Origin of the sequence: Enterococcus sp. DIV2449a (genome assembly GCF_051711225.1) — a bacterium.
Classification (GTDB): Bacteria; Bacillota; Bacilli; order Lactobacillales; family Enterococcaceae; genus Enterococcus_D; species Enterococcus_D casseliflavus.
The window spans coordinates 26,181-52,547 of record NZ_JBIOME010000003.1; the positions used below are offsets into that span (position 1 = coordinate 26,181).

General features: G+C 36.9%; 26 protein-coding genes, 4 pseudogenes and 1 riboswitch. Of the genes and pseudogenes, 14 read left to right on the forward strand and 16 right to left on the reverse strand.

The features are described from left to right. Nucleotides 1-7: 7 nt before the first annotated feature. The 3 genes from IGI76_RS17100 to IGI76_RS17110 all read right to left on the reverse strand — a co-directional run bounded on the left by IGI76_RS17100 (nt 8) and on the right by IGI76_RS17110 (nt 3,431). The gene (locus IGI76_RS17100; protein ID WP_104659524.1) at nt 8-292 is read right to left on the reverse strand and encodes a hypothetical protein; all 285 of its coding nucleotides are present in this window, start codon (nt 290-292) and stop codon (nt 8-10) included. Continuing rightward, entirely contained in the window at nt 273-2,315 is a 2,043-nt protein-coding gene (locus tag IGI76_RS17105; RefSeq protein WP_438781830.1) for an AAA family ATPase, read from the reverse strand. Before IGI76_RS17105 ends, IGI76_RS17100 begins: the two co-directional genes overlap by 20 nt. Before the next feature lie 537 nt (nt 2,316-2,852). Then, nucleotides 2,853-3,431: a recombinase family protein gene (locus tag IGI76_RS17110; RefSeq protein ID WP_010731565.1), complete on the reverse strand. Its 579-nt coding sequence runs from the start codon at nt 3,429-3,431 to the stop codon at nt 2,853-2,855. 394 nt (nt 3,432-3,825) lie between these two features. On the opposite strand from IGI76_RS17110, the pseudogene IGI76_RS17115 reads away from it, so the two are divergent. Continuing rightward, a pseudogene (locus IGI76_RS17115) lies at nt 3,826-3,942 on the forward strand (IS30 family transposase); the annotation flags it as partial. A gap of 447 nt (nt 3,943-4,389) precedes the next feature. Here the strand turns inward: IGI76_RS17115 and IGI76_RS17120 are convergent. Next, nucleotides 4,390-5,427, reverse strand: coding sequence for a YeiH family protein (locus IGI76_RS17120; protein ID WP_048729019.1), 1,038 nt, complete (start codon nt 5,425-5,427; stop codon nt 4,390-4,392). A gap of 111 nt (nt 5,428-5,538) precedes the next feature. Here IGI76_RS17120 and IGI76_RS17125 point away from each other — a divergent pair, with 111 nt between their 5' ends. Next, complete coding sequence (locus tag IGI76_RS17125) at nt 5,539-6,441, forward strand: LysR family transcriptional regulator (protein WP_082148264.1); 903 nt, start codon at nt 5,539-5,541, stop codon at nt 6,439-6,441. A gap of 342 nt (nt 6,442-6,783) precedes the next feature. Here IGI76_RS17125 and lepB read toward each other — a convergent pair whose 3' ends face one another. The 4 genes and pseudogenes from lepB to IGI76_RS17145 all read right to left on the reverse strand — a co-directional run bounded on the left by lepB (nt 6,784) and on the right by IGI76_RS17145 (nt 8,797). After that, a complete protein-coding gene (gene lepB, locus IGI76_RS17130; protein WP_438781826.1) occupies nt 6,784-7,317 on the reverse strand; it encodes a signal peptidase I in 534 nt (177 codons plus the stop codon). Between the two features lie 4 nt (nt 7,318-7,321). Next, the gene (locus tag IGI76_RS17135; RefSeq protein WP_438781824.1) at nt 7,322-8,065 is read right to left on the reverse strand and encodes a DUF6448 family protein; all 744 of its coding nucleotides are present in this window, start codon (nt 8,063-8,065) and stop codon (nt 7,322-7,324) included. A gap of 108 nt (nt 8,066-8,173) precedes the next feature. Beyond that, nucleotides 8,174-8,494: pseudogene (locus tag IGI76_RS17140) on the reverse strand (CPBP family glutamic-type intramembrane protease); the annotation flags it as partial. 21 nt (nt 8,495-8,515) lie between these two features. Further along, entirely contained in the window at nt 8,516-8,797 is a 282-nt protein-coding gene (locus IGI76_RS17145; RefSeq protein WP_438781822.1) for a hypothetical protein, read from the reverse strand. 893 nt (nt 8,798-9,690) lie between these two features. Between IGI76_RS17145 and IGI76_RS17150 the strand changes: the two genes are divergently transcribed. Both IGI76_RS17150 and IGI76_RS17155 read left to right on the forward strand, forming a co-directional pair. Further along, a protein-coding gene (locus IGI76_RS17150; RefSeq protein WP_438791799.1) for an IS6 family transposase occupies nt 9,691-10,370 on the forward strand; the annotation gives its coding sequence in 2 pieces (ribosomal slippage) (nt 9,691-10,327 and nt 10,327-10,370; 681 coding nt in all). A 21-nt stretch (nt 10,371-10,391) separates the two neighbouring features. After that, on the forward strand, nt 10,392-10,772 hold the full coding sequence (locus tag IGI76_RS17155; protein ID WP_438781860.1) for a hypothetical protein: 381 nt from the start codon (nt 10,392-10,394) through the stop codon (nt 10,770-10,772). Nucleotides 10,773-10,814: 42 nt separating this feature from the next. On the opposite strand, the gene IGI76_RS17160 is transcribed toward IGI76_RS17155, so the two are convergent. Next, complete coding sequence (locus tag IGI76_RS17160; protein WP_375837924.1) at nt 10,815-10,988, reverse strand: hypothetical protein; 174 nt, start codon at nt 10,986-10,988, stop codon at nt 10,815-10,817. A 254-nt stretch (nt 10,989-11,242) separates the two neighbouring features. Between IGI76_RS17160 and IGI76_RS17165 the strand changes: the two genes are divergently transcribed. After that, complete coding sequence (locus tag IGI76_RS17165; protein WP_438781857.1) at nt 11,243-11,341, forward strand: type I toxin-antitoxin system Fst family toxin; 99 nt, start codon at nt 11,243-11,245, stop codon at nt 11,339-11,341. A 265-nt stretch (nt 11,342-11,606) separates the two neighbouring features. On the opposite strand, the gene IGI76_RS17170 is transcribed toward IGI76_RS17165, so the two are convergent. The 6 genes and pseudogenes from IGI76_RS17170 to IGI76_RS17195 all read right to left on the reverse strand — a co-directional run bounded on the left by IGI76_RS17170 (nt 11,607) and on the right by IGI76_RS17195 (nt 16,156). Next, entirely contained in the window at nt 11,607-11,717 is a 111-nt protein-coding gene (locus IGI76_RS17170; RefSeq protein ID WP_438781855.1) for an LPXTG cell wall anchor domain-containing protein, read from the reverse strand. Between the two features lie 519 nt (nt 11,718-12,236). After that, nucleotides 12,237-12,494 (reverse strand): annotated as a pseudogene (locus IGI76_RS17175) (SOS response-associated peptidase family protein); the annotation flags it as partial. 91 nt (nt 12,495-12,585) lie between these two features. After that, the gene (locus IGI76_RS17180; protein ID WP_071130049.1) at nt 12,586-13,092 is read right to left on the reverse strand and encodes a hypothetical protein; all 507 of its coding nucleotides are present in this window, start codon (nt 13,090-13,092) and stop codon (nt 12,586-12,588) included. Then, complete coding sequence (locus IGI76_RS17185; RefSeq protein ID WP_262120154.1) at nt 13,076-14,455, reverse strand: Y-family DNA polymerase; 1,380 nt, start codon at nt 14,453-14,455, stop codon at nt 13,076-13,078. Before IGI76_RS17185 ends, IGI76_RS17180 begins: the two co-directional genes overlap by 17 nt. 485 nt (nt 14,456-14,940) lie before the next feature. After that, nucleotides 14,941-15,297, reverse strand: coding sequence for a hypothetical protein (locus tag IGI76_RS17190; protein WP_005230882.1), 357 nt, complete (start codon nt 15,295-15,297; stop codon nt 14,941-14,943). 1 nt (nt 15,298) lies between these two features. Further along, nucleotides 15,299-16,156, reverse strand: coding sequence for a ParA family protein (locus IGI76_RS17195; RefSeq protein WP_161843062.1), 858 nt, complete (start codon nt 16,154-16,156; stop codon nt 15,299-15,301). Between the two features lie 657 nt (nt 16,157-16,813). On the opposite strand from IGI76_RS17195, the gene IGI76_RS17200 reads away from it, so the two are divergent. From IGI76_RS17200 to IGI76_RS17235, 8 genes and pseudogenes are all read left to right on the forward strand, one after another. Continuing rightward, nucleotides 16,814-18,313: a primase C-terminal domain-containing protein gene (locus tag IGI76_RS17200; RefSeq protein WP_438781852.1), complete on the forward strand. Its 1,500-nt coding sequence runs from the start codon at nt 16,814-16,816 to the stop codon at nt 18,311-18,313. A gap of 136 nt (nt 18,314-18,449) precedes the next feature. Then, nucleotides 18,450-18,737 carry a PrgN protein gene (locus IGI76_RS17205; protein WP_012481689.1) on the forward strand — a complete coding sequence of 96 codons (288 nt, stop codon included), beginning with the start codon at nt 18,450-18,452 and terminating at the stop codon, nt 18,735-18,737. A gap of 3 nt (nt 18,738-18,740) precedes the next feature. Next, on the forward strand, nt 18,741-19,271 hold the full coding sequence (locus IGI76_RS17210; RefSeq protein ID WP_438781850.1) for a hypothetical protein: 531 nt from the start codon (nt 18,741-18,743) through the stop codon (nt 19,269-19,271). 734 nt (nt 19,272-20,005) lie between these two features. Continuing rightward, nucleotides 20,006-20,146, forward strand: a complete 141-nt coding sequence (locus IGI76_RS17215) for a hypothetical protein (RefSeq protein WP_002316998.1) — start codon at nt 20,006-20,008, stop codon at nt 20,144-20,146. Nucleotides 20,147-20,159: 13 nt separating this feature from the next. Further along, nucleotides 20,160-20,501: pseudogene (locus IGI76_RS17220) on the forward strand (DNA topoisomerase); the annotation flags it as partial. A 774-nt stretch (nt 20,502-21,275) separates the two neighbouring features. After that, nucleotides 21,276-21,698 (forward strand): cupin domain-containing protein, encoded by a 423-nt coding sequence (locus IGI76_RS17225; protein ID WP_002307506.1) that lies wholly within the window; start codon nt 21,276-21,278, stop codon nt 21,696-21,698. An 83-nt stretch (nt 21,699-21,781) separates the two neighbouring features. Continuing rightward, entirely contained in the window at nt 21,782-22,435 is a 654-nt protein-coding gene (locus tag IGI76_RS17230) for an ABC transporter ATP-binding protein (protein ID WP_002307505.1), read from the forward strand. Beyond that, nucleotides 22,432-23,196, forward strand: a complete 765-nt coding sequence (locus tag IGI76_RS17235; protein WP_002318452.1) for an ABC transporter permease — start codon at nt 22,432-22,434, stop codon at nt 23,194-23,196. Before IGI76_RS17230 ends, IGI76_RS17235 begins: the two co-directional genes overlap by 4 nt. 192 nt (nt 23,197-23,388) lie before the next feature. Here IGI76_RS17235 and IGI76_RS17240 read toward each other — a convergent pair whose 3' ends face one another. Further along, on the reverse strand, nt 23,389-24,069 hold the full coding sequence (locus IGI76_RS17240; RefSeq protein WP_438781862.1) for an IS6 family transposase: 681 nt from the start codon (nt 24,067-24,069) through the stop codon (nt 23,389-23,391). Between the two features lie 444 nt (nt 24,070-24,513). Next, nucleotides 24,514-24,622, forward strand: a riboswitch (NiCo riboswitch). A 130-nt stretch (nt 24,623-24,752) separates the two neighbouring features. Between IGI76_RS17240 and IGI76_RS17245 the strand changes: the two genes are divergently transcribed. Next, a partial coding sequence (locus IGI76_RS17245; protein ID WP_438792268.1) for a heavy metal translocating P-type ATPase occupies nt 24,753-26,367 on the forward strand: 1,615 nt, incomplete at its 3' end.

The following is a 26,367-nucleotide window of genomic DNA, read 5'->3' on the forward strand; positions in this document are numbered from 1 at the left end:
ATAAATTTTAATCTTCTATAACAGGAAACTGCGCTTGCACTTCTTGGCGAATATTTTCAACGTTATTTGAAAAATCTGAAATTTTTTGAATAATTTGTTGAACAATCTCTTTTTCAATGGGATTTCTAATCTCATCTAACTCTTCAATGCTAGGAATCACCACGTTTTCTTCAGATTCATAAATATTATTTAGTATCATTAATAAATCATCTCTAGAAAGGTTTTCTGGCTCCACATTATTCTCACCTATAACAAACTTTGATTTTCCTGAATTAACTATTAAGACTTTCATATATTTCTCCTTTCTTTTTATATGTTTCTATTCCAGCTTCCATCGCTTCTACAAATTTTTCATAGCTACTTTCAGTTGTATCTGATTTTGTAGAGATAAGATGAGAAGAAAATTCACCGGTAAGTACGCGATATCCCTTTTCTTTATCTTTCGTAGTCACTATTAGATAATCTGGTTCCAGTAATGCTCCTAATGTTGAATTATGTGTAACCACAAAAACAGTGCTGCTTGCAGACAAATTCCTTATAGCATCTCTTAATTCCTTCCGAATGTATTCATTATCAAGTGACGCTTCGGGTTCATCGATTAAAATTATTGGTTTTGTTTTTGCTTCTTCTAATCTCATCATTAGAGCAAATCCCACAGCCTGTCCCCCAGATGCTGGTACACCATCTGAATCCAGCAGGTTAACTTCTAAATGCAATAGATATTCTTCTAAAATAGAAGAATTAAAGAAACTTCTTTTTTTCAAATTCCTTAAAAATGTAATATACTGCCCACTTTTATAGGGAACAATTAAATCATCTTGAACTGCTTCACTTGTACGATCTTTTCTAAACTGAGTAGCATTTATAAACGGAGATAGCTTCACAATAATTTGGTATCCATAAATTTTTTCTTTTTTTAGTTCAGTATTACAGACTATTTTTTGCATGAAATTATTAATTTCTTTTTCAATCTGATGTTTTTGAATTATCTTCGAAAACTCACAATCAACAACAGGGGTAATCCCAGTTTTAGATTGAACTATTTTTTTTACAGAACCTAGTATGTCATTTACTTTTTCTCGAACTTTGTTATTCTGTTGTTTCTGAACAAACAAATTCCTTACTTCACTATATGTCTCAACAAAAACTCTCCTTTTTTCAACTGAATTACTTAACAGCTCCCATAAATCTGGACTATTAATTAAATCAAGTAATTTGTGCAAGTGTGTTTCTAAGTTTTTTGTGGAAATTTCTTCAAGATTCGATTCTTTAATAAGTTGATATTTGGAAGTTGAGTTACTTGTAGTCGAATCTTTGGCGAATTGCTTCACACTTTCAACAAATTTTTCTACGTATTGGTTAAAATCTTCTTCATTATTTTTTAGATAGTCTTGAATAGCAGAAAACTGCGAGTCATACCGTTTTTTCCATATATCTAACGCATTTTTCCCTTGTTCTGTTCTTTGTTTTTTTATAAAATCATTGGCATTTGATGTTTCAAATTGAGCTATCTCATAAATATCTTCATAATCATAATATTTTTTTATCGTTTCTAAAAAATTGGTTTTCCCAGTACCTCGTTTACCAACAATTAAATTTAATCCAGTTGAAACAGTGTGATTTTCAATATCAATTACGTCCCTCAAATATCTAAGGTTTATGCCAACTTTTGTTTTATCCATTAAACAATTCTTTATTTCTTGAAACGAGCAATTGTCAATTTGTAAGTACGTATTTTTATTTTTTAATATTTCTATATTCTTCCTTTTTTCTTCAGGATCATTATCATCAGCGTGCGCATCACTAAATAATACTGGTGTTAAAGCATCTTCTATTCTATAAAAAGTTTGAAATTTCAATTGATTTGCTACTCCACCAACAGAACAAATAGATTCCAATTTTTCTGGTACTGATAAGGCGTTACTTTTTCCTAGTTCAAAAATATAAATTCCATTTTCCCAATTACTCATGTGAGTACAAAAATCTTCAGTAGATACTTTTCCGTTCTGTCCTAAATTTTGGGTAGATAGCCATTCAGAAAAATGAACTAGATTAGGACTATCTTCTTCTGGAAAAATAATATTTACATGTCCCTCTTCAAGACTCAGTTCTATACCTGGAAAAACCTTAGTATTTGGCAAATCATACTGGATCTGTTTAAAATTACTTTCATCAAATAAATCGTGATTAGTAATAGCAATTGCGTCTAATTCAGCTGCTCGAACATATTTCCTTAGCCACTCTGGAGAATAAGAAAAATCATAATCTTTATGACTAGAAACCGTGTGGATATGAAAATCAATTTTTTTAACCATATGTAGACCTCCGTAATAATTTGGAAACTCATGTCTTGATTATATCATGTAAACGCTGACTAATATGCTTGATATCCGCCATACAAACAACCACTCAGTGACATTGATTTTAGAACTTGTTTGCGGCAATATAAATCCTCCTCTAATTTATTTAAATTAAGGATCTTCGAAATTACATCTGATGTTATTCTAAGTCTTATTTGACGATGATCTGATAAGGCGTAGTTCAAATTAAATAACCCTCCTAAATACTTTCTACAGTATCTTTAGGAGGGTTATTTTAAACAGTATGTAAGATGCTCTCATTCTTTACTGACTCAGATTTCGAATACAAAAAATCTATGTAGACTTGATACATCAATATTCAAGCTATAATATTTTATTGCTAAAGTACTTAAAGCTGCTTTTATGATGTACGAGTGAAGACAATTAGGATTTGAAGTTCTTTTCCAATATCGTCCAGTCCAAAGCTAACGACAACAGATGCGAAAATCTTGGCACCACCACGTTTTTTGCGCAAAACTTGACGCAACTGGCTCAAAGCATACTTTGTAACTCAGTATTCAACTGTGTTTTTCTTTTATTACGCGTTAAAGTGCTCTTACTGATCCCGGTCATTTTCTCTACCTCTTTATAGGAATGATTCTTCAATAGATTCATGGCAAGTTTGATTTGTTGCTGATTAAATTTCTTTGGTCGCCCTTCCCTGAAATCAGGTTTCTGTTTAGCCAGCTCTTTCCCTTCCTGCGTACGTTCCACAATCAAATCGCGTTCAAAATCCGCAAAAGCGCTAAAAATCGTAAAGATCAATCTTCCGGTGGACGTATTTTCAATAATTCCTAGATTCAGCACGTTGATCCGCACGCCCTTCTCAAATAAGAGCTTGATCGTGTTCAATGCATCTTGCGTGCTGCGAGCGAAGCGATCCAGTTTCGTCACAACCAACGTATCTCCTGTCTCAATTTCCTGAAGGAGTTTTTGGAACTCGGGACGATCACTTTTTGTTCCGGTAATTTTCTCGAAGTAGACTCGGTCGCAGCGTTCCTCTTCGAGTTGACGTAGCTGTCCTTCTAGATCTTGTTGGCGGGTACTCACCCGTGCATAGCCATATTTCATCTTTTTTCACCCTCACTTTTGAACATAAGTTATGACACCTTTGTATCCCTTGATTTTACTGGACGTCGGAACCATAGTCAATACTCTTAAGTTATGACTATAATTAAATATTTGTTTGTATATTACATTTAAATTACCTCTAGTACAATGAATAGAAGTGTAAAAAAGAGGCTGGGACAAAACTACTTTTGCGAAAAAAGTAGTCCCACTTTCGTTTATTTTTATAAAGATATAGAAAAATACACTCCCACTACTGAACAAAAAAGTTCATAGTTTTGGGAGTGTATTTTTTTGAGAGACCTTTTGTCCCAGCCTCTTTTTGTCTATTTAGGGTGTACCGTAAAAGGGTTGTTACATGGCCTTTTATCTTTTACACAATTATATGGACTTTATCGTTTCTTCCGTGGCTTCCAAAAGAAACCATATCCCAAGAAAATCTTTAAACTATCAGACACCGCTGGAAGTATTTTTGAGCTACATGGATGAAGAAATTTTGTCCAACTTAATTTGACAAACGAAATAATTAAAACCATAGAGAAAAGACGTTCCGAGAAGTGTAAAATATTTTGTTGCTTCATGTTTTATTATGTATGATTCAATGAAGAATGTAAAATTACATATTGAGATATTAAAAAAATAATTTATTTGGATATTTTGATGGGGTTTAGTTGATATCAAAAAGAGAATAGTTTCATTCTGTTTTTTTATGCCTAAAAATGATTGAGTATACTTTTAAAATAAGAATACTTAGGAAAAGCAGTTCCCTCAAATGTACTGACGGATCTTTTAAGGTAATCAGTCCTGAAAAACAATTGTATTATTATGTTAATTAGCTCTGTTATTTCATTCGCTGAGAGTGTTTAGTTTCACATCAATAGGGTGGTAAAAAAAGTGAATTCAAAAGAAAGAGCAGCGGCTGATATCAGTCGCTGCTTATTTTGAATTATTGTTACCTAAACTAGAACAGCCAAAAAATCAAACCAATTGCTAGAATAATTTGGAAGCAGCCGATCAGTAAGCCATATAACATGGTACGAGGCCCTTCTTTCAAGATATCAGAGAACTTGACCTGAAGACCAATTGCAGCTAAAGCAGTAATCTCAAATTGATTACTGATGACTTCGGAACTGTGAATCATGAAAGAAGGTAAGGGTAGAAAACTTCTAAGCAAGAATAAAATGAAAAATCCTACAATAAACCAGGGAATAGTCAATAGGTTTGTATTTTTTTTCAAATCAGCAGATGTGGAATCAACTGCTGATTTAGAAAATAGCGGTTCTTCCTCTTTAGTGTTTAGTTTACTGAAGGATAAGGCTACTCCGATGATAAGGAGTACTCTCATAAGTTTGAATACTATAGACAGATTAGTGACGTCCATACTCACCAATTTAGCTGAAGCAACGACTTGTCCTATGGATTGGATCGTACCTCCAATCAAAGCTGATGTTTGAACGACTTCGTTGTGGTACAGAACAGAAGCGAGAATAGGCAGTGAGACCATCAATATGGTTCCTGTTACATTAACTATAGTGATGGACATGGCTTTATCTTTCTTATCGGCACCAATTATCGGAGAGACAGTACCAATAGCAGAAGAGCCGCAGACTGCATTGCCGGCACCCATCAACAAAGACATTTTTTTATTGAACTTCATAGTTCGACCGATCCAATAAGCGAATAAAATCGTCAAAACCATTTGAAGAATAACAAAAATAAATCCAGTAAAACCAACTTGCTTGATGATTTGAAAATCTAAGATTATTCCATTTAACACGATCGACCATTCTAAGAGGGATTTTTCAGAAAATTTAGTTCCTCTTTTAAAATAAGGCTTGTTTAAAAAAGTATTTCCCAACAAAATTCCTAAAAAAATTGCGATCAGTGCTGCTCCTAAATTTGGCAGAAGGGCAGATAGATATTGGCTGATTAACGAGATCAAAACACTGATTAGAAGACCGGGTAAAATAGAATAGCTTCTTTTGAATTTTGCGCGCATGTTAAACCTCCTCCAAATATTTATAGTATTATGGTATACCGAAGATTGTATAAAGTAAAATAATCATTTATTATATATTTATAAGAAATTGTTATTGAGGAGTGGCATTAGATGTTAGATTACCGGTACCAAACGTTCCTTACTTTGACAGAAGAAATGAATTACACGACCACAGCCAAAAGATTGCACATTACCCAACCGGCTGTCACCCAGCATATTCAGTCTTTGCAACAGGAGTTAGGGGTTGAACTGATTCATTATGAAAAGAGACAATCATCATTAACGGCTAAGGGAAAGCAGCTGCAAAAAGATCTTTATTTGCTCCAAAGAGAGATCGCTAAGGTGGAAGAGCAACTAACTTCTACTGTAGAGCACACTACCCTTTCATTTGGGGCTTCCTTGACGATTGGGGAATACATGATGCCTGGACTAATTGAGTCGTATTTGAACCAATATCCAGTGCACGATATCTCGATGGTAACAGACAATACCCAACATTTGATCGAATTGATGGAACATGGGAAAATTGATTTTGCGGTTGTGGAAGGAGAATTCAATCAATCTGTATTTGAATTCCAGAAAATCGCTGAAGAACCGTTTATCGCTGTCTGTTCAGAAAAAAGTTCTTTATGGAAACAAGAACAGAGCATTAACGACTTATTTTCTACACCTCTTCTAGTCCGTGAAGAAGGATCGGGATCACGCCTGATTTTCGAGACAGCTATAAAAAGTAAAGGAATCCACTTAGACAGCTTTTCGAAAGTTATGACGATTGGGAGCATTGGTGCAACTAAAAAATTGGTCGAAAAAGATTTAGGAATCAGTTTTATTTATCAGATGGCTGTTGAAGAGGAACTCAACAAAGGAATATTGAAAAAGATACCTTTAAGCGATTTTAATGTAATTCATCCGTTTCATTTGATTTATCTAAAAAGAATCCAAGTGAGAGGGATGGAGACGATAAAGAACTTTTTCCTGGAAAACAGGGTAGGTATAATGAACCCCTTGATCTGAGTGGATATACCTTTCCAAGGCATAGTGGTGACTCCAGTATAGACTGCCGATTTATCTGGAAAAGTGACCGTCATCAAGAAAAAGACTTTTTCTTATCTGTCTCACAACCGAAAAAGCGGCACAATAGCCGGGCTATCAGCCCAGTTTGGCAGGATAGGGAGAGCGAAAGGAGTTGAAACCTATTTTGCATTCAACCCGTTTTGCGAGAAAAAAAACGAAAAACTGGCACAATGGAGTGGCCTTTCCACCAGTTTCCTCTCCTACGCTGGACAACAGAAAAAGGACTATCCCCAAGTACGATTTTCACCGACGCTTGAAAAAGTCCTTTCTTTTTTACTAGCTTTAAATGCCCTCGTCTACCTGTCCGAAACGGGGGAGTGGAGTCACCACCCATTGGGCCTCCCCTAAGATAGCCCCTTCTGGAATATAGGGTTGATTCCATTTCCTGCTGTCAAAGGAATGAACACGGAAGTCTCCAAGAAAATAGTAACTGTCTTCGGGTACTAGATATTGCCCTGCTAAGGAGTCCGGGTACTCCACATATTCCTCTGCCAACCTTTCCCCGTTGACAAAGACTTCCCCTGTTTCCTTGATGACAATCCCATCTCCAGGCAGACCGATGACCCTTTTCACGAGCACCTCATCTAGTTCTTCAGATTGAAAAACTAAGATATCACCCCGGGTAATTTCCCCCGTATCATAGAGGTGGGTGGTGAGAATACGGTCTCCCGGCTGAATGGCAGGATACATGGAAGGTGTGGGAACGGAGATAAAGAAAAACAGGAAGCGGGTAATCAGGAAGTAAAGGAGGCCGGACAAAAGCAGGAAAAATCCTGCCTGCTGGCTTCCTCTTTTAATAGATGGCCTACCTTTCAAATTCTTACACTCTTCTCTTGAGGAACCCAGCAATGGTAGTGACGAAGAAGGTTCCGGCTAATCCCCAAGGCAGCCAACTTGCCTTGGGTTCCTCTGTTTCTGGCTCAATATGTTCCCCTGCGGCTTTCACATTTTCCACTTCATGCAAATCGTCCGTTTGGGCAGTAGGGTGCAGGTCCGCTTCCTCATGCTCCTCCCCTTCCGCTAGATGGGTGAACGTCACATAATTAATGACATACTCTCGGCCTGCGTCGACATTGCTTGTATCAAAATCCTTAGTAGCGAGAACGTCCTCAAAGGCTTCCTCCAATTGCGGCATCAGTTCAGGTTCGACAAGCTCTTCAAGAGGAGAGAGGGTGCCAGTGGCGATGCTCCTATCAGCGGCAACAATTGCCTCCTCCATGGGGGTTCCTTCCGGTTTCACGCCTGTGTAGGGGGCCCCTTCCCCTTCCCGATGGATACGGACCAGATTCTCGAAGAGATACTGATCGGCTAATTTCTGAGCCTCAGGGCTATCATCTCTCACTTCCATCACCTGAGCAAAGATACCCTCAATGTCTTCTTCCTGTTCAGGCAATACCCATTTCGCGATGTAGCTAAAGTTTTCCTCCGCGAGCGCTTTTTGCGCATCGCCAATCACTGGTCCGTCCATCGTATCGCAGTGGGCGCTGGCCGTCAGAGGATTTAGGAACAGTGCCCCTGTGGCTGCCAAGAAGGCTCCTGTTGTCATCATTATGTTCTTTCTCATATTCAATTTCTCTTTCTTTTTTTAATCATCAATTGATGGTTCTATCATAAGAAAAGAAGGAGGAAAAAAATTGAGGAATATCAAGTTATTACTTTTATAGTAGTTTTTCTAATCCGAAAGGCTATACTTTCGGCCATTCGCCGAGATGGTGGCCGGTTTGTAGATAAGGAGCAGGAGGGCGGCGATTACGATGCTCGCAGTAGCAGTGGACCAGCCCGCGAAACCTCCCAAAGTATTAGACAAGGCATGGTAAAGAACCAAGAGAAAGACGCTCCCCTTTGTGGAATTGTAGAGCCAAACATAAATGACTGAGTCCATCATCGCGTCGACAAACCAAGGCAGCAGCGGATACGTGGACATGACATTGTCCAAATTAAACAGGAGCGGAGCATGCCAGACTGCCCAGAGGACACCGATGATCATGCTCGCGGCAAAGGCGCTATAGCGCTTCTACAAGTGCGGGAGCGCGAACCCCCGCCAGGCCACTTCCACTTCCACCGGGATAGCCGCAACGACGTAGGTGGCAAAGGAAAGCAGCCAGCTTCCTATTGGTCGAGAGCTCAATGCTTGGGCTAGGCCCCCGTCTTGACGGATAGTGGGAAATGCCAGCAAAAACACAAGAAAGAGGCTGGCAACATACCACTTGAGTGGAAGCTGCCACTTCAAGAGCGGCTGGAAGATCTGACTATAGGCCTCGTCTGTTCCATGCAATGTCAGCAAAAAAACATTCACTCGCTACCCCCTAACCCTTCCACCTGTTTTACTTTCTATCTCCCCTTACTCAAGACCAACCTATTCAAAAATTATCCAGCACCCTACTACCCATTTTTAAAATCTAACCCATTCAAAGACGCAAGGGCTGACTACCTAACTTTCCTTTTTCTGCTTAATCATATTGCCGACCCTTTCCAAATTTCCCCTTTAATTTGCGTCCATGACCTTTGAAGGCTCGCCTATATAAAGATACTTTTTATCCGTTTGACCTTGCTAGGCTTTACTAGGTAAGCTAGGCATACTTTGTGATTGCTGAAAAGTGGTGGAAGAGCATAAGGGAAAATGGTGCATTTTTATCATTTTCTTGATACAAGTTGTATCAACCTTGTATCAACAGTTAAATCGGAAGTGGGTAAAACCCTTATTCCTACTTGCTTTTTGGGACTTATAAACTTGTAACAAGCTTGTTACAAGTTGTTACACCAATGCACCACTTTTTGCAAGTTCTTGTTACAGGTTAAACGTTGATTTAATAGGCTTTTGGAGGGACTTGTAACAAGGAAAAGTTTGTGAAAAAGTGCCCTTCTCCGTTAGGCCTTTCATTTTGGTAAGGTAGATTTTTAAAAAATCCTACCCATGCCTTTGGAAATTTTTTGAAGAAATTTACCTGAAGCCTATCCTACCCCTTTGGAGTGAAGGCAAGATTTTTTGACGAAACCTAGCCTAACCCTTTTAAGATTGAGGACAAAAAAATGATGAAACCTAGCTGAAGCTTAGCCTATCATCTTAAATTCAGAAGGCGTGTTTTTGATGAGTCGCTCGAAATAAATTTGACGGGTTCTGTTGCGAAGTTTTTTAATTTCCTGTATTTATTGTAAAATATAAGAAAAAAGGTTAGTGAGGCTTGAGAGATGAATCATTTTAAAGGCAAACAATTCCAACAAGACGTCATCATTGTCGCTGTTGGTTATTACCTACGTTACAATCTAAGCTATCGTGAAGTTCAGGAATTGCTTTATGACCGTGGAATAAATGTTTGTCACACTACGATTTATCGGTGGGTGCAAGAATACAGTAAAATCCTCTATCATCTCTGGAAAAAGAAAAATAAACAGTCCTTCTATTCGTGGAAAATGGATGAAACCTATATCAAAATTAAGGGGCGTTGGCATTATCTCTATCGAGCGATTGATGCGGACGGTTTAACATTGGATATCTGGTTACGAAAGAAACGAGATACTCAGGCGGCGTATGCTTTCTTAAAGCGACTCCATAAACAATTTGGACAACCTAGAGTCATCGTAACAGATAAAGCACCCTCTATAGGATCTGCATTTAGAAAGTTACAGAGAAACGGATTATACACCAAAACAGAGCACCGAACTGTGAAGTATATGAACAATTTAATAGAACAAGATCATAGGCCAATTAAGCGACGGAATAAATTTTATCGAAGTCTCCGGACTGCCTCATCCACGATTAAGGGGATGGAGACCATTCGAGGAATATATAAAAAGAACCGAAGAAATGGAACACTCTTCGGTTTTCAGTTTCTACTGAAATCAAAATATTAATGGGAATACCTGCTTAGATTGACGGTTGGTCAGAGATAGTGTTTTTGAGTTTCAGACTTTGCAACAGAACCATTAAAAATATTCTTCCAAGAGCAATAGATAGATTAGGAAGTTATCGGAACTTTAATCACTATACTGATGAAGTATATAGACTACTATCTAATGTTATTATATATTTTATGCAAAATAACGATTTTAATTCGGTATTTCATTATATACAGGTGATGGAAAAAATTGAGCTTAATGAGGAACAAATTTTTGAAAGGTTACTTTCTAAATTTTTTGAAGGTATAAAGCTATTATTACTTAATAATAAAGAGGCACAACAACACATTGATAAATGTCTTCAAGTTATGGAATTTTTAGAGCTTAAACATTTAAAAAATATGAGTAAGAGTGTTATAGATCAATTATCATAAAAAATAAGCAACCCGAACATTTTTTTAGTAAATTCGGGCTGCTTATATTTTATTGTTTTTTCTTTTGATATATTTTTTTGCAATAGAATTACTAATGGTAAAACAAATTAATGCGATAACCAGACCGATAGCAATTTCGTGAAAAATAATTGTTATTAAGAATAAAACTATACTGGATATGAATAAACTTAAAACATGTATTTTATCTTCTTTCATAGGACTCTCCCTTTATTGTCATAATAGTAGTTTGATTTATATTTTAAATTATCAATAAAAGAAATGCTAGGGAAAAACCATTCAAATAATAAAATCACTTATCACAAATCACTTATCACTTATCACTTATCACAAATCACTTGTGATTTGTGATAAGTGATTCTATTAAATTTTAGGTCAAATTATAAACCTTTTAAACGGTTTATTATGATATACTCATTCATGGCAGCTTGCCCCGAAAGGGGGTGCTATACATGTTTCAACAAATCTTCACATTGATTGCCGCACCACTTTTCGTGGGCTTAGTCATTGAACTAGTTTCTCATTGGTTAGACGAGAAAGACGACGATTAAAAGCAAGTTGCTAACTAACCCACAACGCTAGCCGTCGCAACTAGTGCAAAAAAAGCCCAACCTACGGACATAGGTTTGGGCTTTTGTGCTATACATGCTCGAAATCTTCACATTCGCACACTCATTATAGCACGAATTTAAAATGAAGCCAAGTAGCTGAATTTTAGATTTCTCCGTGCTCATACAAGCATTCTAAGCACTTTTCAAACTATTTTGTGGGTAGTTATCTATTAAATTCATTTTAAATTGGCTAGATACATTACAACTAATCAATTAAACTTTTTTTCAAAATTACTCCTGAACCTAAGACTAACAAACCACCTAAGATAGATAAAGTAATATTTTCTGTTTCTCCTGTTTTTGGTAAAACTTTCATTTTTCCGTCTAAACCTTTAACTGTAACTGTTCCGTCTTTTTGAACGTCTGATCCAATTTATTTAGCTTCAACTTTTTTTTGTTGTTCCTATATTCAAAAATCATTTGACGATTAATTATTTTTTAGGTAGGGTATGTTTCAATAAACCAATTGAGTCTATCGTTAATAAGCTAAATAATCAGCCTATAGAATAGCAAGAATGGAAAAACTAACATGAAAAATTTTACGAAGAGTCAATTTTTTTGACTCATCTAAAATAATTTACATATTATCTCCACCAAAAAACATAGCTATTACCGGCATAACGATAAGGAAGATTGGAATTAAGCAAATTCCTGTAAGCCAAAACTTCTTTGATTTTTTATAAATTCCATAAATAATTATGGCTAAGGGTATAAACCAAACTGCAAAAAAATAAATTGTGTATGAGAGCATAAGTCTCTTTCTCCTTTTAAACAAAAGTATCATGACAAAAAATTTAATTCTATAAGAATTTCAATTCTTTAAACCTTTTTAATAAAAAGTCTTCTTTTCTTCTACTGTTTCTGAACGTGCGTTGATCATAAGTTGACCGGGCTTAAATCCTTGGAACCCCCACTGAGTGATTCCTGGTACTACCCTTGAATCCTGATTAAGTCCTAGTGTTACTATATAATTAGTTGGAAAAATTTCATTAAAACCAACACGAATATGTTTACCTGTAGCATTTAAAACAACGTGATCATAGTAGCTTTTTAGTTCATCTGAAGATAAATCAAAAAAATATCTTCCACACATATTCTTCCTCTCCTTTTCTGATCTGTTTAAAAAACGTGTGTCAGAGAGCCATTCTAAGGAAATTTCAAAGTCAAATGATGGACAATGATCTTCAATCGTCGTCTGCAAAGTCCTGATAATACTCATTTTTGATTAGCTCAATCTCTTTTTCTATTTTACTCGCTTTTTTCTTTTGTTTGTTGCGAGAAGACTCTCTGTCCTGAAAATAATCAACTTTAAACCATTTTTCCTCTTTTTTTATGGATACATGTCGGACATCTGTCCAATTGATCGCTTGTTCATTGAGTACAAAATAATCTTCATATGCTTCACCAAGAAATTGTCCTTCGACAGGATCCAAAAATCGCCCAAATTCGTCTTTAGTGTTTAATTGCAGCGATATAGGCTTGTGATAAAGGAACGATTCCGATAGAATTGCGTCGATTTCCTCACGGTTCATTAAATCCAAACCAACAACTTCTTTTGTAGCCCAGGCTTCGTTTTCTAAGACACCTTTCATAAGATCATCCATGGCGTAAGCCGTTGCCCACTTCAATCCGAATGGTCGATCTCTGTATTGATTATAGTCCGTAAAAGTTTTCTTAGTACGTTTTACCATGACCTTCAGCACCTTCAAGTCCAGACATACCACCTGCATGCCCTCCGACAAGGCTGCTGCGAGCGATCGCACGTCCACCTTCCATTATGCTATTTGCATGAACGATCGACTTAAACCCGTATTTTTTGCGTATCGTATCTACCACATAATCGATTTTTAAGTCTTTTACTTGTTCGTCCGGATCTTCAAAGAGATCAAGCTGCAAAGCATTAGAATAAACGAGCTTTGAACAGTTTACTCCTACATTTCGAATATCCTGGTACTTGTAATGACGATCAAATATCTGCAGTAAGTAGTTTGCTATTTGTTTGCTGCTATTAGTTGCTGGCACCTTCATTTGCTGATGAAACCCTCGACTGCCAGATCGATCAACATAGCCCATTGAAAAACCGATCCACAAAGATATGACTTCAGCTTTCGCTCCTGTACGGCGTAGCCTAGTTGCTACTTGATCGGCCATTTCTTTGATTACAATTTCTATTTCTTTTCGACGTGTATAGTCCCGATTTAAGACCTGACTGTTCCCTATCGACTTAGATTTTACTTTGTATTTCTGACCTAAGAATGATCGATCGATGCCCCAGCTGTGTGCATATAGTTGAGTACCTAAGACACCAAAATTTTGCTTCAGCTGATAGTAATTTGCGTGTGCCAGGTCATGCATAGTAAATATGCCCATTCGGTTTAGCCTGATTGCTGTCCGACGTCCGATACCCCACACCTCTGTAATGTTTTCTACAGACCAAAGCTTTTGCTGTACGTCTTCATAACGCCATTCTGCTTTCATATCTGAATTTTTTTTACTTTCGAGGTCTAGTGCGAACTTGGCCAAGAGCGGATTGTCACCAATCCCGATCGTTGTGAAGATTCCAGTTTGTCGATAAACGTCTGTTTGAATCATTCTCGCCAGCTCTCTTGCGTCCTTTGCACCGAACAGCTTTAATGAGTCTGTGACGTCCACGAAGCTCTCATCGATGCTGTATACGGAATGATTTTGCTCGTCAGCATACTTCTTGTAAATATTGTTAATCTCCATATTCTTTCTCATATATAGTGCCATCCTCGGTGGTGCAATCACGAGGTCTTCCGGATACGGAAAAGGAAGATCTCGTGATCGACTGACATTAGAAATTCCATAGGCTTTTTTTGCGGCCGGACTCGATGCCAGGATTAGCCCACTTCCTCGCTGAGAAGGATCGTCCGAAGGATAGGACATGACAACTAACTTTGCCTTTAAAGGATTTAGTCCTCTTTCTACGCATTCTACGGATGCATAAAATGACTTACAGTCGATACAGAGAATATCTCGTGAGGGTTCTTTAGTATAGTCAAACCTTGGGTTTACGCCAAATTGCATAACCATGATAAATCACCTTTTCTAAAAGAAAGATACATTTTATATACCGTATTAGAACATATGTTCGCTAATTAAGTCAAGAGAACAGATCAAAATTCTATCATTGCGGTTTTAATGGTTAAGTGTCAAAATACCAAAGTGTCAAAGTGTTTAAATAGATGGACGTCCACAGTTCGGATAATTAAAACAATATACTCCGTAAGTCCCAAAGGTCTTAAGTGTTTTAGTTATAAAGTACTTAAACCCTTAAATATTAAAGAGTCTGAATACAATAATAAACTGCGGAGTCCCTCTAAAATTAATCAAAAAAATAAAGATTACGAGGTTTCGATTGCCTTCGTCGAAAGAAGACAGTAGCAAAACGTTTTAATGGTTAAGCACTTAAATGGTTAAGTACTTTAATACTAAAAATTTCGTGTTATGATGATGGTATGAAAAAGACACTTTAGCACTAAACAATAAAAATGTTTTAGTACTAAAGTGTCTCATGTCTATTTGCTATCTTCTTCTAATTTATCAACGTATGAACGGTAGGCTTCTTTAATTTCTGACTCAGTTAGATAGTTATCGAGAATTAAATCTTTCATTACGTCTTTCATATTTCGATCGTCTTGTGCGGCTTTCATTTTAACCATTCGATGAATCTCTTCAGGCAAGTATATCGAAACTTGCTTACCGCCTTTAAAATTTTTGTAATATGAAATTATATCTTCAATTTTTCTAAGAATATTAATTTTCTTTTTAGTTCCATTTTGATCGGAAGTTTGTGGTTTTGAAGTAGGAAATAGTGTGTCGATATCATTTGTTTTAGCTATATTTTTGTCTTTAATAGATACACGTTTAGCCATTTTATACAACTCCTTCTGATACTATTTTCTGTAGAACTGTCACTGCAAGATTATAGTATGCAATGCCAGCTTTATTATTTGAATCAAATTCGTAAGCTGACATGTTAGCAACGCCAGCGTCGGATACTACGATGCTTCTATCGATGATAGAAATAACTTCCGCTTTATCGTCAGATTTAACTTCCTCAATAATTTCGTCACTGTGGTTTGTATTAGTTGCCATAGTGACTACATAGCCAAGTTCCTTTAGATTAGGATTAATTGAATTTTTAACTTTATTGATTGTAGAAAAAAGCAACTCTATACTTACTAGAGCTTGGTACTCGGACTGAACAGGAATTAAGATGTAATCTGATGCACTAAGAGCATTTACAGTAAGCAGTCCTCTTGAAGGAGGGCAATCAATCAAAATAATATCAAATTTTGTCTCAAGGCTCTCTATGTTCTTCTTCAGAATCAGTTCTCTTAATGTAGCGTTAACTAGGTTAAGTTCGGCATCTGATAGACGCAAGGTTGTTGGGGAAATAAATAGATTATTCTTAATCTGATAAGTAATGTTCTCTAACGTTTCTTCCTCTAGCATTACCTGAGTCATTTCTGGTAGATTTTCATCGATGATATTTCTAAGATCAGTTTTTAGATTAGTTATACTTGACTGTGCGTCTATGTCTACGATATCTGTTATAAGATCGAAACTAGCAAACAGTTCAGCTAGATTATCTACGGTAGCACTTTTTCCAACGCCACCTTTTTGATTTGCAACAGAAATTACAATGGGACCACCTTTTTCACCAACGAGATCTTTTATTTGTTTAACTAGCGAAATAATTTCTGCTGAATTCGATCGATTTTTTTTCATTTTCCTACCTCCTTAAGTTAAGTACTAAAGTGTTAAAATACTTGTATGCAATATAATAATACCACCTAGAAAGTTACGAGTCAATAGAAACTTTAGTATTTAAGTACTTTTAATTCGGCTATGTTTAGAATGTGATTTAACAGCAATTAAATGCAACTTTAAAACGTCATAGTACTTAAGTACTGAAAAAAAGCATTAAAACACTTAAGTACTTAAGTGTTTTAATGCCTAAGGTAATTGTTGATATTAATAGGTTTGTGCGACAATAACTATATTAAATTATAAAAAATAAGAGTTTACAAGATGGAAAAAGTAAGATATGCTATGTTTGTATTTATAGAACTGAAAAAAATAAAAATAAAAAAAGAGACGGATAAAAAAGTGAATTGGGTCACTCTTTCATCTGAATCACATACAACAACTATGTGTTCTCGCTCGTCTCAGAAGTTATGTAAGTGGCTGACAACCACTTATGTAATTTTGATAAGTCTTTCGGACTGACAATCCGAACTTACAGACTTATTCTACCATTTTTTGACGAGCAACTCAATATATACACGCTTATTTTGTCATTCATTTAAGACTTCTAAGCTATTGGGAGAACACAAATCTTTAAGATTATTTGTGTTCTCTTTTAGTTTGGGAAGGAATAAAGTCATGGCAGCTTCTTTGGATGTCGTATATTCGACGGTATTACAAAATGGTATCCGTAAATTCAAATATAAAAACAGCCACCTAAAACCGGTCTCTTTTAGTGATCAGTCAGGAAAGGGGGCTATTTTTGCGTACCGTTCAAAGGAACACATGATCGAGGGGATTGGACTAGTGATCACTTCAGAAGAAGGTGTGATCGAAAACAATAATCGATTCACTCATTGGACACCAAATGTATTTCGCTATGGAACGTATGCTGATGAAGCCAGAATGTTTACAAAAGGTCATTCTGAGGACAATTTGCGTCAAATCAATACTTTCTTTGTTGATTTTGACACATTGGATCCACACTTTGACTATGGAGAAATTATCTTGGCCAGTCACGAGATCGGCTTTATGCCGACAATGATTCTACGTACACCGCATGGATTTCAAGCTTTCTATGTACTAGACAAGCCTGCATACGTGACGAAGAAATCAAATTTTAAAGTGATCAATGTGGCCAAAATGATCTCAAAAAATCTAAGAAACAAATTTTCAAATGATTATCGGTTTCCTGTTGATGTAAATGCCAATCATTTTGGGATCACACGAATGCCTTCTGAAGAGAATGTTTTATTCTTTGAACCACAGTATCGTTATCGTTTCGAAGAATGGATCGACTGGTCAATGAGAGAAGATGCGGACAAAAAAGCGGAGATCAAGAACGTTTTTGTATTACCATCTACTCAAGAATTTCGTCAAGTCGATGAACCCTGGTTCCAGCTGTTGCTAAAAAGTCAAAAAATACAAGGTGAAAAGGGCGTATATGGTCGAAATAATGTCATATTCACCTTGTCTTTGGCATACTTTTCGTCAGGATACGAAGTAGAAGCATGTGAATTGACGATGTTAGAATTCAATGACCGCTTGGCTAACCCTTTATCTGATCGAGAATTAACCAGAATCATTCGTTCCGCTTACTCCGGAAAATATCAAGCAGCGCACAGAGAAAAAATTGTCCTATTATGCCAAGAGTGGGTCGATGCCAATCTTTCTGAAGAGCAACTATTCAACAAAAAACGGGGTTGGTGGAAATTCAAGAAAGAAAGAGCTGTTCGCAAGTATTCACATAGTCATGAATGGGCAGAAGATCTACTGTCCTATTTGAATGAGCAATCCTATGAAGAACAACCATACATTATTTCTACAAAAAAAGAGTTAACTGAACGTTTAAAGATCCCAAAACGTTCCCTGGACAAAGTACTGAAGCAGTTAAGAGAAGAGAACAAAATTCATTTTCGTGTTCGTGCTGGTCGTAATGGGGGTATTATACTAGCTTCGATACATGGATTGATGCGCTCCGTTATCCGGCTAAAAAAAGAAAGCAAGGGGGCTTATTTCGCTGCGATCTCAGAAGCTTTTGGAAGAGAATACATGTTTATCCAGACAGCACTGAAACGCTTGATAGAACCCAATAAGATCGGCGTGCAAACAGATCTGTTCACGATTGATACAGGTTGAAATTAAAAGGTGCAAATTGCCTATTACATTATATCTATGATACGTTCCTTCTTTTTCTCCGCCTTGCTTGCTGGTTTTAAGAAAGAGTAGTACTATTATTGCAAACGTAATAATATGGGGGGAGGTCTTTCTGACTATGAGTATCAATACCTTTGTATATCCCTACCCGATCAATGTATTTATTATTTCGCGGTTAGGTATGACAGTAGAACAATTTTGTGAGTTGCATGGATATAAGCAGAGTACAGTAGCAAGCTGGGTAACAAGAAACCGTACCGTAAAGACGTTGCCTTGTGATTTTTTGTATTGTCTTAGTCTTTCTTCAGGCTGGTCGATGGATGATGTTTATCGTCATTTATTGGTGTTGGAGGAGAGGTTTTTAAAGAGTATTGATCCCAAGAAGAAGAAAGAGCAGGTGGATTGATGAATGACGGAGGAGGAGTTATCTGTTCTTAATAGAATCAAAGAATGGGCTGTTCTTTTGAAAATTTATTATGGTATTCTGTTCTTTTCATTTGTTACAGTAGGCTTAGTTTCTCTTTTGTTGACTCTTTTATCGTTATGGACGAATATGATGCTATTTTTGTCTTTACTTTTACTGTTTTTCTTAGGATTAGGGGGAGTAGGTACTGCCATTCTTGATGATTATAAGTGGTCATTGTTTAGTGGAATTTGTAGGAGAATGAAAAAAAGTGCAACTGTTGAGTCTTATGAATGCTGGAAGAAGGAAATGAATAGAGGTATACAAAAGAGCCTAGCAATAGATACTAGGCTTTTTCCTATGGCTTTAAAATGTATACAGGTGGAATATGAATGTTGTTTGGACGATCACCGTTTCTGTCAGATAAACGTTGGAAAGCGCCGTGTAGACCTTCTACCAAATGACTGGATGGCAATAAATTGTGCCAATTTGTTACGATTTGATTTAATTTATTTAATCGATTCTGTTTTTCATTAAGTTGATCATCCATGTAAATATTTAGTACGTTTGTTAAGTATTGTGCCCACATTTTTAATTCGATAGAGTCCACATGGTCTGCTACGAAAGCTAGTTTTTCCAATATGAGTTTTGATTCTTCAAAGTACCCTAAGTCCATTAAGCAGTCAGATAAGTTTCCCAAGCAGATAGGGTAATATTTCTTGTAAAAATGGTTGAATGAGTCCATGACATTGAAGTCAACAGCAAGTAGTTTTTGACTAACTATTTGCAGCTGGTCAATAGATAATGGGGTCATAAAGTCTGCGAAAAATTGGAAATCATAAGAAGTCGGGTACGTGGCTTCTTATGATTTGATTTATAAGAGCCAGGGCTTTAGTGATATCGATTTTAGGAATTTGAGTAGTGTCATTTGATAAAAATTTCTCAAGCAGCATTCTTAAATGGATTAGTGTCAAATTATTGTTTTCGTTTCTAAAACATCCTTGTATAGCAAGATAGCTTGTTGAACATCATGATGTTCAACAAGGTTGTAACGTTTTTTTGAGTGTTGTTGTCTTCGGATATCGAATTCAAACAATCACTACTTATCACTAACAAGTCAATTATCAGATTGAACAGAAAAGTGGATTGACAGCTGAAGCAGTTGAAGAGCTCAAAGATTACTCAAATAAACAATTTCAAGGCTAGAGAACAAAAGCAAGAACAAACAATAGCTTTACAAAAAGAAGAAGAAAAATAAAGGAGAGTGAGCTATGAATTTTCTACAAAATAATTTCCAAACTTTATATTTAGGTGCAGCTGCAGGAGATATTCAAGGAAGAATTTCCGGAGCATTAACAACAGTTCAATCCGTATTGACAGGTATACAAGATCGTCAAAAAGCATTTAGATGAAGCGGAAACAATCGTGATTGCGACCGACAGCGACCGAGAAGGTGAAGCAATCGCCCGCTTGATTATCAACCTTTCGGGAAATAGCCGGAAAACCATTAAACGTTTATGGATCAACTCGCTTGAAACTAGCGAAATCAAAAAAGGATTTCAAAATCTGAAGGACGGACAGGCGTTTTATTCCACTTACAAAGAAGCAGAAACCCGACAAATCGCTGATTGGCTGGTAGGAATCAATCTCACCCGTCTTTACACGCTTTATATGCAGAAAAACGGCATGAGAGGCGTGTTTAGCGTTGGACGCGTCCAAACCCCGACTTTGTTCTTGATTTACCAACGCAACGAAGAAATCAAACATGCATTGGCACTTAAACTCTTATTACTGGAGTTAAATTCATATGATTTTTAATCTGCAAAAAAGTTTATAGCACCGTCGCTTATACCAGAAAATATAACAAACGCCGCATTGTTTTTTTGTGCACTTTAATAATCTATTCAACTAAGGAATTAAGCTGGCTGTCAAGAGAGTAATATCGTATTGAATCTCAGGTGGAAATTTTCTGCGGTATCTTTTTTGACTGAAATGACATTAGTGTTTTTTGGGGATTGTGTATGTAAGTATTTTTTAAAATCATTTTAACAAGTTTTGGACAAAAATTCTCATGAAAAAACAGAATTTAAATAGCATGATAAATTAGAGAAGATAGTTTAATGTGCTTATAGGAACACCCCACTTTTACAGTCACAATCAATAACCTTGCTACTTTCTTTCGAAATTGATAAGAGTCTAAAGGATTGACAACGCTTGATAGTGAGCATAAACTTAATGTACGCTAGTTATTTTACAAGTGCAAACTAAAAAAGTATGATGTGTCGTCTCTGAAATTCTCCCTGATCCAAGTCATAACCAGAGTACATATCGGTTATTTTTTGATTCCATATTTTTTCCTTTATGTGCTGAGGATTAAGGGGTACCAATTGTAATTGCGCGTTATATGGTCTTTGTTTAGAATCGCTCTCCAAAAAGCTAATTTTTTTGCATAGAATTTTAGATGTGGTATCATTAATTAGAATTATTATAAATAAGAAGTAGGTATCATTGTTTCAGTACAAAGACTAGGAGGAATGGAAGATGGAAATAGACTACAAGGATCATGGGAAGAAGCCGTATATCATTAATATTGAAGACGCCACCACAGGAAATGATAATTACCGGACGACCATTTGGACAGGCAGTAAACTGCAAGTCACCGTAATGTCCATTCAACCGGGCGATGACATCGGTTTGGAAGTGCACGAAGGCATTGACCAATTTATCCGTATTGAAGAAGGAGAAGGCGTGTGTAAAATGGGGCCTTCTAAAGATAACTTACATGTTCAACAAAAAGTGATGGATGATGACGCCGTATTTGTTCCGGCGGACATGTGGCACAACATCGAAAACACCGGTGATAAGCCGCTCAGACTGTATACCATTTATGCTGGTCCAGATCACCTTGAAGGAACGGTTCACCCTACTCATGAAGACGCCAAAAACGATCCAAACGAACACTGAGGTACACTAGGATGAAACAAAAGCCCTGCACCCGTATGGATGGTCCACTGGTGCAGGGCTTTTTTATAAAGGAGAGAAGTGGTATGAGTGATTCATTGTTTCAATTAGAGAAGGTTGGTTTTCAGGCAAACGGAAACCAAATCCTTCAAGATATCTCTTTTACAGTAAACAAAGGGGAAGTGATTGTTTTTTCTGGTCCTTCTGGAAGTGGAAAAAGTACCCTTTTGAAATTAATTGGTACGCTGCTTTCCCCAACTTCCGGAAAAATTTATTATCGAGGTACGGATCTGCAAAAAATCGATCCTGTGGAGTATAGAAAAGAAGTCTCTTATTTCTTTCAAAACGCTTCTCTATTCGATGAGACAGTTCAAGAGAACTTGTCTTTTCCTGCCCGCATAAGAGAAGAAGGATTTGATCGGGAACGTGCAAAAAAATTGTTAGAACGAGTTCAAATACCTGAAACTTACTTATCGAAAGAGGTCAAGGAACTATCAGGAGGGGAAAAACAACGGGTTGCATTGGTCCGAAATTTGATGTATCAACCGAAAGTGTTGCTCCTGGATGAAGTTACCAGTTCATTGGACCAAGAAAACAGAGCGATTGTCCTTGATTTAGTCCGAGACATGATGAAAGACCAACAAACTACGGTGTTGGCCGTCACTCACAACCAGGAAGAAATCGACCAAGCTTCTCGTCTGATTACTATCAAAGGTGGAAAAATGGAGGAATCGAAATGACAAACAATTTGGAAATCAGTAATCTTTCTTTGCTTTTATCCTCTGTCCTCTTGATAGTTGCCTTGTTGATTGATTACAAAGAGAAATTGGGATTAGGAAACGACATTTTTATTGCGGGAATTCGCGCTGTCGTTCAATTATTCCTTATTGGATATGTATTGAGCTACGTATTACGAGTGGATAACAACTTTCTCACTTTAGCGATGGTTTTGTTCATTGTGTTCAACGCTTCTTATAACGCCCATACACGCAGTGAGGGGATCAACCGCTCTTTTAAAATTTCAACGACGGCTATTGGAGTAGGAACAGCCTTGTCCTTACTCATTCTTGTTTTTTCAGGAGTCATTGACTGGTCCCCTTCCCAAATCGTTCCAATTACAGGCATGATTGCCAGCAACGCCATGACTGCGATTGGAGTGACCTATCGGTCTTTGAATTCAAAATTTACGGACCAACGCCAACAGGTATTGGAAAAATTGGCATTGGGAGCCAATAAAAAACAAGCGTCCATGAGTATTGTAAGAGAAAGCGTCAAAACGGGCATGGCTCCTTCTATTGACCGAACAAAAACGGTTGGACTTGTCAGCCTACCAGGTATGATGTCAGGGTTGATTTTTGCGGGAATTGATCCTGTTCAAGCGATTCGTTACCAAATTGTTGTGATGTTTATGTTGATTTCAGTTACTGCGATTTCTTCATTTATTGCTAGTTATATGGCTTACCGTGAGTTTTATAACAATCGCAGTCAATTAATTATATGATTTGGGATGATACACTACTCTTAAAACCAGTGGTTACAATTTTATGTAGTTAAAAGAAGACCTCACGAGAATAATTGCAAAAAGAACTTCATTTTTTAAGGAAGAAGGATATTTTTGTCATCGAATCTTTGGAACGACGGTTCTGTTGCAAAGTTTTAAATAAAGAATAAAATCCCTTACGGTATCTATGATTTAAGCTGGGATTCCCAATAATACCTTGATTTCAGTACAGACCGAAAACCCGAAGAGAGTGCCTTCTTTTCGGGTTTTCTTATATAATCCTCGGATGGCTTCCATGCCTTTAATCGTGGTAGAGGCAGTGCGTAAACTTCGATAGAATTTATTGCGTCTCTTTACTGGACGATGGTCTTGTTCAATCAAATTATTCAGGTATTTAATGGTACGATGTTCTGTCCCTTGATAAAAGCCGTATTCTTTTAGTTTCTTAAAGGCACTTGTAATAGAGGGGGCTTTATCTGTGACTACAACCTTCGGTTCATCAAACTGCTTCACTAACCGCTTAAGAAAAGCATAGGCTGCTTGTGTGTCCCGTTTTTTACGTAACCAAATATCCAAGGTTAAACCATCTGCATCGATTGCTCGATAAAGATAGTGCCATTTCCCTTTGATTTTAATATAGGTCTCATCCATCTTCCACGAATAGAAGGATTGTTTATTTTTCTTTTTCCAAATAGTGTAAAGTAGTTTTCCATATTCCTGTACCCAGCGGTAGACGGTGGTGTGAGAAACGTTAATGCCACGGTCATATAGGATTTCTTGGACGTCACGATAGCTAAGATTATACCGAAGGTAGTAGCCTACGGCGACAATAATCACATCTTTCTGAAATTGCTTGCCTTTAAAATGATCTATCTTGATTCCTCCAAGCTATCTTTTCCATTCATTTTACCTTAAAATCAGTTTATCAGAAAACTTTGCAACAGAACCCTTTAAAGTATTATGAATATTCAAAACAACAGAGGGAGAACAGGAGTGAACACATGGGTGATTTATTAAAAAAAAAGAATTGATGCAATTATTAGAAATTTACCAAAAAATGGGAGAAGAATATCAAAAATTATTTAAAAAAGTGGAAATAAAACTTTATGAACTAACTAAGGAAGCATACATTTCCTAGACTTCGATCCGCCACAAAGCTTATGGCTGCGATTGCTATTCTACCCTGTTCAAATAATGGAAAAGCGATTTGAAATTCAAAAAAAATTTGTTATAATAGTCACATGAGAATCAATGAAGCATATTAAAACTAAATAATGAAAGCTTTGGAATATAACAGATTTTGTTTGTTGGTTATATTCATTGTGATCTGAACAGGCGGTGGACATATAAAAGGTCCATGCAGCCGGGCTGCAATTTTTGCGGCAGCAGAGTATGTAAATAATAAGGGCATACCTGTGGGACAGTTAATTCTGTTCTATAGGTGTGTCCTTTTTTATATATATATTTCTAAATAAAGGGGAGTGAAAAGATGAGATGAAATGGATTTGTAATAATTGGTAAGCAAAAAAACAAAAAATAAGAAAGAGGTTTTAGAAATGGTTGAGTATCTAACAAAAAGTAGGCAAGGACAATTTTTAGTTGTCGGTGTTTTATTTACAATCTTAGGGTTTATCTTTATCCCACTAAATGATGCATACAGTTCCATACTATTTTATATTTCAATTTTCTTTTTAGGCTTCTATGCGGCAAAACATGCTGTTGTTGAAACGATTAAAGATCGCTCACCAAATGTCGACCTATTAATGGTTTTGGCAGCAGTTGGTGCAGTAATCATTGATTTTGAGTCTGAAGGAGCGGCGTTGCTATTGATTTTTGCTGCTGCAGAAGTTTTGGAAGATTATGCAACGAACAAATCCACCAGCGCGATTTCAGAATTAATGGCGCAAGTACCCGACACAGCCCAAGTGCTAAAAGAAAATGGGGATGTAGTGGTTACCCCTACGAAAGAGTTAGTTATTGGGGACATTGTCGTGGTATCGAAAGGTGGTCAAATCCCTATTGATGGCTTGATCGACCGAAATGCAATCGTGAATGAAGCGGCTTTAACGGGTGAGTCTGTCCCAGTAGAAAAAGAGTTAAAGGAGGAAGTTTTTGCCGGAACGATTAATGAAGGAAATGTTTTTCATATAGAAGTAAACAAGACACTGAATCAAACCATGTTTTCCAATATTATCCGGATGGTTGAAGAAGCACAAAACAAACCTTCTCGAATCGCAAAGTTTATAGACCGTATTGAAAGTAAGTACGTGATTGGCGTTTTAATTATCGTACCTATTTTCATCTTCTTTCTATATTATTTCCTAAGCCTACCATTAGAAGAAGCATTTTATCGTGGAATGGTACTTTTAACAGTGGCTAGTCCATGTGCATTGGTGGCATCAGCTACACCGGCTACGTTAAGCGCGATAAGTAATGGAGCCAAAAACGGTATCTTATTTAAAGGTGGAGCCGCAATGGAAGCGTTAAGTACAATGAATATTTTGTATACAGATAAGACCGGAACATTGACGTATGGCGACTTCCAAGTGGTCGATTATCATTTGGACCAAGAGCTGTTAAAAGAAGTCATTTATATGGAGCAACAATCCAGTCACCCAATCGGAAGAGCAATTGTTTCTGCCTTTAAAGAGATTAACTTAGCACAAGTGAATCAAGCGGAATCGATTGAAGAAATTGCTGGTTCGGGAATTAAAAAAGGGGCAATCCTAGTTGGAAAACCGGATGCATTTAAGCAATATGATAAATTTGATCAGTTTGAAAAGCTACTGGAAAAAGGCGATACGACCATATTTGTAGCGAAGGGAAATGAAGTCGTCGGTTACTTCTCACTCCGGGATCGAATTCGTCCGCAGTCAGCGAGTACGGTTGCGGATTTCCAAAAAGAGGGCATCAAGGTTTATCTTTTAACGGGAGATAACGAAAAGGTTGCGGCACAGGTTGCAAAGGAAGTAAAGGTAGATGACTATATTTCTTCCATGTTACCGGAAGATAAAATAGATTTTGTCTTAAAAAGCCAAGGAAAAGAAGAAGTTGTTGGGATGATTGGCGATGGGATCAATGATGCGCCCGCGCTAGCGAATGCAGATATCGGAATTGCGATGGGAAGTGGCTCGTCAGTCGCAATGGAATCCTCTGATGTCGTTGTAGTGA